Origin of the sequence: Streptomyces sp. SID5785 (genome assembly GCF_009870065.1) — a bacterium.
In the GTDB taxonomy this organism is placed as follows: domain Bacteria; phylum Actinomycetota; class Actinomycetes; order Streptomycetales; family Streptomycetaceae; genus Streptomyces.
The window spans coordinates 1-11,075 of record NZ_WWIA01001057.1 but is presented as its reverse complement, the minus strand read 5'-3'; the positions used below and the strand labels follow the sequence as shown (position 1 = coordinate 11,075).

The 11,075-nt window shown below is 72.8% G+C and carries 12 protein-coding genes; 7 read left to right on the top strand and 5 right to left on the bottom strand.

What is annotated here, in order from left to right:
- Positions 1 to 41 precede the first annotated feature (41 nt).
- Positions 42 to 419 carry a peptidase inhibitor family I36 protein gene (locus GTW43_RS34130; protein WP_161305846.1) on the bottom strand — a complete coding sequence of 126 codons (378 nt, stop codon included), beginning with the start codon at positions 417 to 419 and terminating at the stop codon, positions 42 to 44.
- A gap of 156 nt (positions 420 to 575) precedes the next feature.
- On the bottom strand, positions 576 to 2,186 hold the full coding sequence (locus GTW43_RS34125) for an MFS transporter (protein WP_161305845.1): 1,611 nt from the start codon (positions 2,184 to 2,186) through the stop codon (positions 576 to 578).
- A gap of 109 nt (positions 2,187 to 2,295) precedes the next feature.
- Between GTW43_RS34125 and GTW43_RS34120 the strand changes: the two genes are divergently transcribed.
- The 3 genes from GTW43_RS34120 to GTW43_RS34110 all read left to right on the top strand — a co-directional run bounded on the left by GTW43_RS34120 (position 2,296) and on the right by GTW43_RS34110 (position 5,221).
- The gene (locus tag GTW43_RS34120; RefSeq protein ID WP_161305844.1) at positions 2,296 to 2,937 is read left to right on the top strand and encodes a TetR family transcriptional regulator; all 642 of its coding nucleotides are present in this window, start codon (positions 2,296 to 2,298) and stop codon (positions 2,935 to 2,937) included.
- Between the two features lie 150 nt (positions 2,938 to 3,087).
- Positions 3,088 to 4,299 carry an alpha/beta hydrolase gene (locus GTW43_RS34115; protein WP_161305843.1) on the top strand — a complete coding sequence of 404 codons (1,212 nt, stop codon included), beginning with the start codon at positions 3,088 to 3,090 and terminating at the stop codon, positions 4,297 to 4,299.
- A gap of 67 nt (positions 4,300 to 4,366) precedes the next feature.
- The gene (locus GTW43_RS34110) at positions 4,367 to 5,221 is read left to right on the top strand and encodes a DUF4429 domain-containing protein (RefSeq protein ID WP_161305848.1); all 855 of its coding nucleotides are present in this window, start codon (positions 4,367 to 4,369) and stop codon (positions 5,219 to 5,221) included.
- 24 nt (positions 5,222 to 5,245) lie between these two features.
- Here GTW43_RS34110 and GTW43_RS34105 read toward each other — a convergent pair whose 3' ends face one another.
- Both GTW43_RS34105 and GTW43_RS34100 read right to left on the bottom strand, forming a co-directional pair.
- Positions 5,246 to 6,259 (bottom strand): aldo/keto reductase, encoded by a 1,014-nt coding sequence (locus GTW43_RS34105; protein ID WP_161305842.1) that lies wholly within the window; start codon positions 6,257 to 6,259, stop codon positions 5,246 to 5,248.
- A 6-nt stretch (positions 6,260 to 6,265) separates the two neighbouring features.
- A complete protein-coding gene (locus tag GTW43_RS34100; RefSeq protein ID WP_161305841.1) occupies positions 6,266 to 6,748 on the bottom strand; it encodes a MerR family transcriptional regulator in 483 nt (160 codons plus the stop codon).
- Between the two features lie 110 nt (positions 6,749 to 6,858).
- On the opposite strand from GTW43_RS34100, the gene GTW43_RS34095 reads away from it, so the two are divergent.
- Positions 6,859 to 7,326 carry a GNAT family N-acetyltransferase gene (locus GTW43_RS34095; RefSeq protein WP_161305840.1) on the top strand — a complete coding sequence of 156 codons (468 nt, stop codon included), beginning with the start codon at positions 6,859 to 6,861 and terminating at the stop codon, positions 7,324 to 7,326.
- A gap of 10 nt (positions 7,327 to 7,336) precedes the next feature.
- The gene (locus GTW43_RS34090; RefSeq protein WP_161305839.1) at positions 7,337 to 8,146 is read left to right on the top strand and encodes a serine hydrolase domain-containing protein; all 810 of its coding nucleotides are present in this window, start codon (positions 7,337 to 7,339) and stop codon (positions 8,144 to 8,146) included.
- A gap of 1 nt (position 8,147) precedes the next feature.
- Here GTW43_RS34090 and GTW43_RS34085 read toward each other — a convergent pair whose 3' ends face one another.
- Positions 8,148 to 8,810, bottom strand: a complete 663-nt coding sequence (locus tag GTW43_RS34085) for a pirin family protein (RefSeq protein WP_343246201.1) — start codon at positions 8,808 to 8,810, stop codon at positions 8,148 to 8,150.
- A gap of 92 nt (positions 8,811 to 8,902) precedes the next feature.
- Here GTW43_RS34085 and GTW43_RS34080 point away from each other — a divergent pair, with 92 nt between their 5' ends.
- Both GTW43_RS34080 and GTW43_RS34075 read left to right on the top strand, forming a co-directional pair.
- On the top strand, positions 8,903 to 10,135 hold the full coding sequence (locus GTW43_RS34080; RefSeq protein ID WP_161305838.1) for a helix-turn-helix domain-containing protein: 1,233 nt from the start codon (positions 8,903 to 8,905) through the stop codon (positions 10,133 to 10,135).
- Positions 10,136 to 10,224: 89 nt separating this feature from the next.
- The coding region (locus tag GTW43_RS34075; protein ID WP_161305837.1) for an ACP S-malonyltransferase at positions 10,225 to 11,075 on the top strand (851 nt) is incomplete at its 3' end.

The following is an 11,075-nucleotide window of genomic DNA, read 5'->3' as shown; positions in this document are numbered from 1 at the left end:
GCGCGACCAGCCCCCACCGGCGTGCACCCGGCGACGGGACCTCAGTTCTCCCAGATCTTGAAAGCCCGTACCCGGTACGGGCTTTCCGGCTCCCACGTGCCGGTGCCCGGATAGGTCTGGAACTCGCCCGTCTCCGCGCACTCGCCGGACTGGTACGTGGTCACGGGCCGCCCCGTGCGGTTGGCCACGGAGGCCGCGGTGGTACCGGGTGGCAGCGCGGTGCAGCTCTCGATGTCCGTACCGGACAGCTCGTACACGTGCCGGGCCCCCTTGAAGTCGGCCTTCGTCCAGAGGCAGAGCTCGCCCTGGGCGCAGGGCCCGAGCGCGGGCGGGGCCGCCGCCGTGGCGAGGCCGGGTGCGAGGGCCGTCGCGGCGAGGGCGAGTGCCGAGACGGTCAGTGCGGTCGTGGATGTACGCATGGGTCAACCCCCGTGTCAGATCGGTCAATTGCCGAACCCTCACTGTGGTGGGCTTGATCGACTTCGGGGAAGAGGTGCCCGGGGCGCGTCACCCGGATAAGCGAAAAGCCCCCGGGGAGCACCCGGGGGCTTTCGTGGCACGGTCCCGCGACGGCGTCAGATGTGCGCCGCGCCGGATGCCGCGTCCGCGTTCGCCCCGCGCTTGGTGAGCAGGGCGACCAGGACGGCGAAGGCCGCGACGGCCGCCGCCACCAGGCAGGCCAGGCTCATGCCGGAGATGAACGTGTCGTGCGCGACCTGCGTGATCTTGCCCGCGAGTGCGCCCGGGGTGCCCGGCGGGACCGGGGCGACGCCGACCTGGACGGCCTCGGAGGCCTGGTCGAGCTGGGTGGAGGTCAGCTCGGGGAGCTTGGCCGAGGCCCAGTTGTCCGCGAGGGAGCTGTCGACCTTGGAGGCCATGACGGCGCCGAGGACGGCGGTGCCGAGGCTGCCGCCGATCTGCATCGCGGCCTGCTGGAGGCCGCCGGCGACGCCGGAGAGCTCCATCGGCGCGTTGCCCACGATGACCTCGGTGGCGCCGACCATGACCGGGGCGAGACCGAGACCGAGCAGGGCGAACCAGACGGACATGAGGCCGCTGCCGGTACCCGCGTCGAGCGTCGACATGCCGTACATCGCGACGGCGGTGAGGATCATGCCGCCCGCCAGCGGGATGCGCGGGCCGACCTTGGTGATCATGGCACCGGCCAGCGGGGAGCCGACGATCATCATGCCGGTGAGCGGCAGCAGGTGCAGTCCGCTGTCGATCGGGCTCATCCCGTGCACGTTCTGCAGGTAGAAGGTGACGAAGAACAGGCCGCCCATGAAGGCGATGGCCATGAGCACCATGAGGACCACACCGGCCGACAGGGCGACGGAGCGGAACAGGCCGAGCGGGATCAGCGGTTCGGCGACCCGGGTCTCCCAGAGCGCGAAGACCACGAAACACAGCACCGAGCCGCCGATGAACGACCAGGTCAGGCCGTCGCCCCAGCCCCAGGCCGGGGCCTTGATGAGCGCCCAGACCAGACAGAACATCGCGCCGGACAGCAGCACGATGCCGGGTATGTCGAAGGAGCGCGGCGCGTTCTCCGCGCGGTGGTCGAGCAGGATGACGAGGCCGAGGACGAGGGCGATGACGCCCACCGGCACGTTGATGAAGAACACCGACTGCCAGCTGACGTGCTCCACGAGCACGCCGCCGAGGATCGGGCCGCCCGCGGTGGAGGCGCCGATGACCATGCCCCAGATGCCGATCGCCATGTTCAGCTTCTCGGCCGGGAAGGTGGCGCGCAGCAGGCCGAGCGCCGCGGGCATGAGCAGCGCGCCGAACAGACCCTGGAAGACGCGGAAGGTGATGACGAGCGCGATGCTGTCGGACAGCCCGATGGCACCCGAGGCGGCGGCGAAGCCGACGACGCCGATGAGGAAGGTCTGCCGGTGTCCGAACCGGTCGCCGAGCTTGCCCGCGGTGATCAGGGTGACCGCGAGGGCGAGGAAGTAGCCGTTGGTGATCCACTGGACGTCGGCGAAGCTCGCGCCGAGGTCCTTCTGGATGGCCGGGTTGGCGATGGCGACGATGGTGCCGTCGAGGGCGACCATCATGACGCCGATCGCGACGGAGAACAGCGTCAGCCAGGGGTGCCCGCGCAGCCCCTTGGGCGGCGCGGGGACGGACTCGGGCTCCGGAACCCGGTCCGCCTTGTCGAGGGTGGTCCGACTAGTCATGTTCCGAGGCTAGTGACAGCCTCTGACAGTTGACAAAGCATTTCACAAGTCGGTAACTGTCAGGTCGCTCACACTATGCTGAGGTGCGCAAACACCCAGAAAGAGGACCATGGCGGCCGGATTGAACCTGCGTGAACTCAAGAAGCAGCGCACCCGGGACGCGCTGCTGCGGGCGGCGCTCGAGCTCTGCACGTCACAGGGGTACGAGCGGACGACCGTCGACGAGATCGCGGAGGCCTGCGAGGTCTCGCAGCGCACCTTCTTCCGGTACTTCGCCAACAAGGAGGAGGCCGCCTTCGCCGTGCAGGACATGGTGGAGTCGCGCTTCGTCGAGGCCCTGCGCGAGCGCCCGGCGCACGAGAGCCCGCTGGAGGCGCTGCGCGGCACCGTCCTCGGCACCTGGGACGACCTGAGCCGCCGGGTCGAGGAGGTCGTGCCGGTCGAGCTGCACATGCGCACGTACCGGATGATCGAGTCCACGCCCGCCCTGCTCGCCGCGCACCTGCGCCGCTCCGTCGAGCTGGAGGAGGAGGTCGCGCGCATCATCGCGGCGCGCGAGGGCGTGGACGTCGACGCGGATCCGCGGCCGCGCGTGGCCGTCGCCGCGTTCAGCGGCGTGATGCGGCTCGCGGGGCGGCTCTGGGGCGCCGGTACCGACCCCAGCGTGGAGGCGATCCGCGCGGTGACCGAGTCCTGCCTGGACCGGCTGGGCCCGTCGCTCGGCGAGCGGTGGCGCGACGACGAGGCGTGACGGCGGGTACCGGCGCGTGACACCGTTGCACTACGCAGCGTGAAGGCTTGACCGCAACTAGGCCCGGTTTTACCCAAATAACCCCCGGAAAACGTGATCTGCCTCACCCGCTGCACGGAGCCGCACACGCTTCTCCTAGGGTGTCCCGCAGTGACTTCCTTCGACTCCTCCCCCACACTCAACGTCTGGCGCGCACTGCTCGCGCTGGCCGTCGTGTTCGTCATGCTGGCGACCACCGGCTGGACCGCGGTGCGTCACCAGCGGGCGGTCGTCTCCCCGCTGCGCACCGCGCTCACCGCCTGGGAGCACGGCCGGCTGAACGGACACGCCCTGCCCTCGGCCGACGGCTCCCCCACCCGCCTCGGCCACTTCTTCGCCTCGCTCACCCCCCACCAGCGCGCCGGGCTCGCCGCCCGCTACCCGCTCGTCGTCGGCAACATGAACGGGGCACCGGTCGAGCTGCGCTACCGCGCCAACCGGATCGCCCTGGAGCAGGCCCGTCAGGTCGAGCACGAGCGCATCCACGACAAACGCCTGTCCTCGCTCGGTCACGCCGACGCCCGGCAGCGCATGAAACGCTTCGCGCTGCTGTCCGGCGCCGACCGCAAGATCCTCGCCTTCGACCCGATGGGCGCGGGCCGCGTCGCCGAGGTCTTCGGGGACCTGCCGAAGGCCCGCCGCGTCTCCGTCGTCGTCCCCGGCGTCGACACGAACGTCCTCACCTTCCAGCGCACCTTCCGCAAGTACTCCGCCCCGGTCGGCATGGCCCGCTCGCTGTACGCGGCCGAGCGCGCCGCCGACCCGGACGCGCGGACCGCCGTCATCGCCTGGGCCGACTACACGGCGCCGGCCGGGCTCGGTGTGGACGCGGCGACCTCGATGCGCGCGGACGACGGCGCGGTGCGGCTCAACGCGATGCTGCGCGGACTGCCCGGACGCTCCTCCGTCGCCCTGTACTGCCACAGCTACGGCTCCGTGGTCTGCGGGGTCGCGGCGCGCGGGCTGCCCGCGCGGGTCAGCGACATCGCGGTGGCCGGCAGCCCCGGGATGCGCGCCGAGCACGCCTCGGGCCTCGGCACCGGGGCCCACGTGTGGGCGACGCGCGACCGCGACGACTGGATCCAGGACGTGCCGAACATGGAGCTCGGCGGCCTCGGGCACGGCGCCGACCCGGTCTCCTCGGGCTTCGGCGCCCGGGTCTTCGCCGCCGGTGACGCGCAGGGGCACACCGGGTACTTCGTGCCCGGCACCGAGAGCCTCAGGAACTTCGCCGAGATCGGAACTGGCTCGTACCGATCGGTGAGTTGCGCCGACGGGCACGAGGACTGCCGGAAGGGATTTTCCGGCGCAGCAGCTTCCTGACGCGCGTAGAGAACGGTGGAACAGTGGTCCGACGCGACAGGCGACGGAGGGACTCGTGCCGCATACGATGAGCCGCATGGGTGACGTACTGGCCGGATTTCATGCCGCCTGGGAGTTCGCGTCCGACTCCGTGCTCATCCGCTTCGAACGGGGGATCCGCACGCCGAAGCTGCTCCAGGCACTCGGTGAGCGCCGTGTCCCGCTGGAAGCGATCGCGGGGGTCACGCTGACGCCCGGGAAGCGCGGCACCGTGGTGCTGCGCGCGGAGCCGAGACCGGGCGCCGATCCGCTGATGGACGCGGCGGCGGGACAGCTCAAGGAGGGGTGCGACCCCTATCGGCTCGTGCTGCCCGCCGAGCGCGAGATGCTCGCCGAGTACTACGCGGACGAGCTGCGGGCCCGCCTCGTCGACGACGGGCCGGCGCCCACCGGGCCGCTGGTCGACCCGCCGAAGGCGCCGCTCCAGTTCAAGGCGTACGACGGGAAGGCCTCGTTCGACGGGGCCGCCGTGTCGTTCCGCTGGTTCTGGACGGGCGCGTCCTCGGCGAAGTGGAAGGCCGGCGACAAGACGTTCCCGGTGAGCGAGCTGACCGGGGTGGAGTGGCGCTCCCCCGAGCTGTTCGAGGGGCATCTGCGGCTCACGCCGCGGGGCGCGGACGCCGACCGGCCCGGCCAGGCCGACCAGGATCCGGCCTCGGTGGTCTTCGGGCTCGGCTACGGGCCGGTGCACGAGTCGCTGCCGTTCGCCGCGTCCGTGCTCGCCGCGGTCCGCTCGGCGAGCCCGGCGGGCGCCCCGCCGGCCCGGCGCGACCCGGCGGACATCGCCGACCGGATCCGCCACCTCGGCGAGCTGCATCAGGCCGGGCTCGTCACGGACGCGGAGTTCACGTCCAAGAAGGCCGAGCTGCTCGCCGAGCTGTGACCGCGGCCGGTGCGGCAGTGCGCCCTACTCGCGGCTGCCCGCCGTGTTCGACATGTCCGCGTAGCGGTCGCCGGTGACCTGGGCCGCGATCGGCTCCAGCAGGCGCAGCTCCTCGTCGGTGAGCGCGATGCGGGTGCCCGCGGTGTTCTCCTCGACGCGGGTGCGGCGGCGGGTGCCGGGGATCGGGACGACCGGCAGCCCGAAGACGTCCGCCTGCCGGTCCAGCCAGGCCAGCGCGATCTGGCCGGGCGTCGCGTCGTGCGCGGCGGCGACCGCGCGCACCGGCTCCAGGAGGGCCGCGTTGGCGGCGGCGTTGTCCCCGGTGAAGCGCGGCAGGGTGCGCCGGAAGTCGTTCTCGCCGAGCTCCTTCTCCGCGTGCACGAAGGCGCCGGTGAGGAAGCCGCGGCCGAGCGGCGAGTACGGGACCAGGGCGACGCCCAGCTCGGCGGCGGCGGGCACGACGGCGGTCTCCAGGTCCCGGCAGAACAGCGACCACTCCGACTGCACGGCGGCGATCGGGTGGACGGCGTGCGCGGCCCGCAGCTCGGCGGCGGTGACCTCGCTGAGGCCGAGGTGCTTCACCTTGCCCGCGGCGACGAGTTCGGCCATGGCGCCGACGGACTCCTCGATCGGCACGTTCGGGTCACGGCGGTGCATGTAGTAGAGGTCGATCGTGTCGACGCCGAGCCGGCCGAGGCTGGCGTCGACGGCCGAGCGGATGTAGGCGGGGTCGTTGTTGACCGTCCGCCGGTAGCCGTCGCCCCGGCTGAAGTCCAGGGCGAACTTGGTCGCGAGCACGATCTCGTCGCGGTGCGCGGCGACGAACGGGGCGAGGAAGCGCTCGTTCTCCCCCGCACCGTAGGCGTCGGCCGTGTCGAAGAGGGTGACGCCGAGGTCGAGGGCGCGCTCCAGCGTGGCCCGCGCCTCGTCGGTGTCCGTGGGTCCGTACGCCCAGCTCATCCCCATGCAGCCGAGCCCCTGGACGCCCACCTCGGGGCCGCCCGTGCCGAGTTCGGCGGTCGCGATGCGCTGCGTCATGTCCGTTCAGCCCCTGTCCGGCGCCTCGGGGGCGCCCGCGTAGAAATTGATCTTGTGGTCGAGGACGGCGAGGGTGTCCTGGAGCTCGTCGATCCGCCGCAGCACGTCACGCCGGGTCGAGGCGAGCAGTTCGCGCCGCTCGTCGAAGGTGTGCTCGCCGAGCCGCACCAGCTCCGCGTACCGGACCATGTCGGCCACCGGCATCCCGGTGAGCCGCAGTTTGCCGACGAAGGCGAGCCAGTCGAGGTCCCGGTTGCTGTAGCGGCGCTGGCCGGTGTGCGAGCGGTCGACGTCGGGCAGCAGCCCGATCCGCTCGTACCAGCGCAGGGTGTGTGCGGTCAGCCCGGTGTGGAGGACGACCTCGCTGATCGTGTAGCGGTCCCGGCCGTCGGGGCGCGGGTGGGGATCGGGCGCCGCGGCGCAGACGTCGACCCGGGCCGGTGCGGCGTCCGGGGTCGGCAGGGGCGTGGTGGTCTCCATCACCGTCATGCGCTCCACGCTAGAACCCTTGAGTGCACTCCAAGCAAGCACATCCGGACGAAACCCCCCGGGCGCAATCCGCGCGACAACCCCGGCGGGCTCCCGCTACGGTGCGGATCATGTCTGCCGCACGCCGCGCCGTCCCCGGCGACGCCGAGGAGCTGGTCCGGCTCCGCAAGGTCATGCTCGACGCGATGAGCCCGAGCGACGACGTGCGCTGGCAGCCCCTCACGGCCGAGACGCTGCGGGCCCGACTGGCCGACCCGGACGGGGAGTTGACGGCCTTCGTGGTCGACGCACCGGACGGGCGCCCGGGCCTCGCGGCATGCGCGGCGGGCACGGTGAACCACAGCCTCGGCAGCCCCGGGAACCCCACGGGCACCTCGGGCCACGTCTTCAACGTGTGCACCGATCCGGTCCACCGCCGCCGCGGCTACTCGCGGGCCTGCGTCGAGGCCCTGCTCGACTGGTACCGCGCGCACGGCGTCGCCCGCGTCGACCTGTTCGCGACCGCCGCCGGTGAACCCCTCTACGCCGCCCTCGGCTTCGAGCGGACCCCTGCGCCCTCGATGAGGCTGACACTTTAGTCTCGTACGCATGCAGAGCCTCGCCTTGATCGAGAACTGGCCGGTGCCGACCGCCGCCACAGCCGTCGTCCGCGCGGACGGCACGGTGCTCGGGACCCGCGGCCCGACGGAGCACCCCTTCCCGCTGGCCTCGGTCACCAAGCCGCTGGCCGCCTACGCGGCCCTCGTCGCCTACGAGGAGGGCGCCGTCGAGCTCGACGAGCCGGCCGGGCCCGAGGGGTCGACCGTGCGGCACCTGCTCGCGCACACCAGCGGGCTGGCCTTCGACGAGCACCGGGTGACCTCGGAGCCGGGCACCCGGCGGCTGTACTCGAACGCGGGCTTCGAGGTGCTCGGCGACCACCTCGCGAAGGCGACGGAGATGCCGTTCGCCGAGTATCTGCGGCAGGCCGTGTTCGAGCCGCTCGGGATGACGGGCAGCACCCTGGACGGGTCGCCCGCCAAGGACGGCGTCTCGACGGTCGCCGACCTCGCGCGCTTCGCCGCCGAGCTGCAGGCCCCGCGGCTGCTCGACCCGCGCACCGTCGCCGAGGCCATGACCGTCCAGTACCCGGGGACCAAGGGCGTGCTGCCGGGGTACGGGCACCAGAACCCGAACGACTGGGGCCTCGGCTTCGAGATCCGGGACCACAAGGCGCCGCACTGGACCGGGAGTTCGTCCTCGCCGCGCACCTTCGGGCACTTCGGCCAGTCCGGGACGTTCCTGTGGGTGGACCCGGTGGCCGGCGCCGCGTGCGTCGCGCTGACGGACCGGGCGTTCGGGCCGTGGGCCGCCGAGGTGTGGCCCGCGTTCACCGACGCGGTGCTCGCGGAGCTCTGAGTCAGCGGCGGTCGTCGAGCTCCCAGACCAGCAGCTCGGCGGCGGTCGCGGCGAGCACCTCGGGGCCGTCCTCGGCGGTGAGCCGCGCGGCGTCGCCGGGCGCCAGGTCCGCGTCCCCGAGCGTCACCTCGCCGCCCACGACATGGACGTAGACGTGCGGTGCGGCGGGCAGCCGGGTGCGCTCGCCCGCGGCCAGCCGGCGCACGTGCAGCAGCGCGCCCGCCTCGGGCACGTCGTAGGGAGTGGAGTCGGCGATGCCGCGGACCACCTCGTACGCGGGCTCGCCGCCGGCCTCGCGGGGCGCGAGCCACATCTGGAGGAACGTGAGCGGCTCGGTGGCGTCGTTGCGCTCGACGTGCCGCACGCCGCCCCCGGAGCTGAGGTGCTGCACGTCGCCGGGGCGCACGACCGTCTCGTGGCCCGTGGAGTCGCGGTGCGTGAGCTCGCCGCGCACCACCCAGGTGACGATCTCGGTGTGGCTGTGCGGGTGCTCGGCGAACCCGGCGCCGGGCGCGAGCCGCTCCTCGTTGCACGCCAGGATCGCGCCGAAGCGCAGGTTGTCCGGGTCGTAGTGCGGGCCGAAGGAGAAGGCGTGGCGGGACTCGATCCCCGCCTCGGGCTCGCCCCCCGGATAGCGTCCGGCCGCCCGGCGAATGTCTCTCACGCGTACACGGTAGCCCCGGCCGCGGGGGCCCCGCGGGCGTCCCGCAGGACCCTCCACTCCGCTGTCCCGTCCCGATAAGGCAGTCTTGTCCCGTGCCCCCATCGGAATCAGCGCAGTCTTCATCGAACGAACCGGCGGACCGTCATCCCCTCGCCGCGGCGGAGTCCCACTCGCACGCGGCGACCCTGAAGCGTCTGGAGAAGTCGTCCGGAGCGCTCGCCGCGCAGGCGATCACGCGCATGGACGAGATGCTGCCCTGGTACCGGGCCATGCCACCGGAGAACCGGTCGTGGATCGGTCTGGTCGCCCAGGCCGGCATCGCCGCGTTCACCGAGTGGTTCCGGCACCCGGACGCACCGCAGGCCATCTCGACGGACGTGTTCGGCACCGCGCCGCGCGAGCTGACCCGGGCGATCACCCTGCGCCAGACCGTCGAGATGGTGCGCACCACCATCGAGGTCATGGAGTCGGCCATCGACGAGGTGGCCGCGCCGGGCGACGAGAGCGTGCTGCGCGAGGCGCTGCTCGTGTACGCGCGGGAGATCGCGTTCGCGACGGCCCAGGTGTACGCGCAGGCGGCGGAGGCACGCGGCGCCTGGGACGCCCGCCTGGAGTCCCTCGTGGTCAACGCGGTGCTCTCCGGGGAGGCCGACGAGGGCGCCGTGAGCCGCGCCGCCGCGCTCGGCTGGAACTCGCCGGAGCACGTGTGCGTCGTCCTCGGCACCGCCCCCGACGGGGACAGCGAACTGACCGTGGAGGCCATCCGGCGGGCCTCGCGGCACGCGAAGCTGCAGGTCCTGACCGGGGTGCTCGGGGACCGGCTGGTCGTCATCGCGGGCGGCAGCGACAATCCGCTGGCCGTCGCCAAGTCGCTGATCGGCCCGTTCGCGGCCGGTCCCGTGGTCGCCGGGCCCGTCGTGCCCGACCTGCTGGCGGCCACCCGCTCCGCGCACGCCGCGGCGGCCGGGCTCAAGGCCTGCGGGGCGTGGCAGGACGCGCCGCGGCCCGTGCTCGCGGACGATCTGCTGCCGGAGCGCGCCATCGCCTCCGACCCCGCGGCCCGCGAGCAGCTGGTGGAGGAGATCTACAGACCGCTGGAGGAAGCCGGCTCCGCGCTCCTGGAGACCTTGAGCGTCTATCTGGAGCAGGCGAGCAGTCTGGAGGGTGCGGCGCGGATGTTGTTCGTGCACCCCAACACCGTCCGCTACCGGCTTCGACGTGTGACCGACGTCACCGGGTGGTCGCCCTCGGACGTCCGCTCGGCGTTCACCCTGCGGATCGCGCTGATCCTGGGGCGTCTGGCCGACGCGGAAACCCAGTCGTAGCCTTTTGTGGGGGGTCTACAATTCCCCCTTCGGTTCTTCGTCCCTGTCCCCACGGGCGTCCCGGCCCGTCCCCAAGAGAGAGTGTGAGAGTGCTCGTACTCGTCGCTCCCGGCCAAGGCGCTCAGACGCCCGGCTTCCTGACTCCCTGGCTCGAACTGCCCGGCGCCGCGGACCGCGTCGCCGCGTGGTCCGACGCCATCGGTCTCGACCTCGCCCACTACGGCACGCAGGCCGACGCGGACGCCATCCGCGACACCGCCGTCGCCCAGCCGCTGCTCGTCGCGGCCGGCCTCCTCTCCGCCTCGGCGCTCGGCGAGGTCACGCCGGGCGCGGTCGCGGGCCACAGCGTCGGCGAGTTCACCGCCGCCGCGTTCGCCGGTGTCCTCGACGACACCGCCGCCCTGAAGCTCGTGCGCTCCCGCGGTCTGGCCATGGCCGAGGCCGCCAAGATCACCGAGACCGGCATGTCGGCGCTGCTCGGCGGCGACCCCGAGGTGACCGTCCCGCACCTCGAGAAGCTCGGCCTGACCCCGGCGAACGTGAACGGCGCGGGCCAGATCGTGGCCGCCGGCACGCTCGAGCAGCTGGCCGCGCTGGAGGCCGACAAGCCCGAGGGCGTGCGCCGCGTGGTGCCCCTGAAGGTGGCCGGCGCGTTCCACACCGAGCACATGGCCCCGGCCGTGGCGACGCTGGCGGAGGCCGCCTCGGCGCTGACCCCGGCCGACCCCGCGGTCACGTACGTCTCCAACAAGGACGGCCGGACGGTGGCGACCGGAGCCGAGGTCGTGTCCCGCCTCGTCGGCCAGGTCGCCAACCCGGTCCGCTGGGACCTGTGCATGGAGACGTTCCAGGAGCTCGGCGTCACGGCGCTGATCGAGGTGTGCCCCGGCGGCACGCTGACCGGCATCGCCAAGCGCGCCCTGCCCGGCGTCAAGAACCA

Excerpts from the sequence above, each read along its gene's own strand:
- GTW43_RS34130 (WP_161305846.1), bottom strand. The coding sequence starts at position 419 with ATGCGTACATCCACGACCGCACTGACCGTCTCGGCACTCGCCCTCGCC.
- GTW43_RS34125 (WP_161305845.1), bottom strand. The coding sequence starts at position 2,186 with ATGACTAGTCGGACCACCCTCGACAAGGCGGACCGGGTTCCGGAGCCC.
- GTW43_RS34120 (WP_161305844.1), top strand. The coding sequence starts at position 2,296 with ATGGCGGCCGGATTGAACCTGCGTGAACTCAAGAAGCAGCGCACCCGG.
- GTW43_RS34110 (WP_161305848.1), top strand. The coding sequence starts at position 4,367 with ATGAGCCGCATGGGTGACGTACTGGCCGGATTTCATGCCGCCTGGGAG.
- GTW43_RS34105 (WP_161305842.1), bottom strand. The coding sequence starts at position 6,259 with ATGACGCAGCGCATCGCGACCGCCGAACTCGGCACGGGCGGCCCCGAG.
- GTW43_RS34100 (WP_161305841.1), bottom strand. The coding sequence starts at position 6,748 with ATGACGGTGATGGAGACCACCACGCCCCTGCCGACCCCGGACGCCGCA.
- GTW43_RS34095 (WP_161305840.1), top strand. The coding sequence starts at position 6,859 with ATGTCTGCCGCACGCCGCGCCGTCCCCGGCGACGCCGAGGAGCTGGTC.
- GTW43_RS34090 (WP_161305839.1), top strand. The coding sequence starts at position 7,337 with ATGCAGAGCCTCGCCTTGATCGAGAACTGGCCGGTGCCGACCGCCGCC.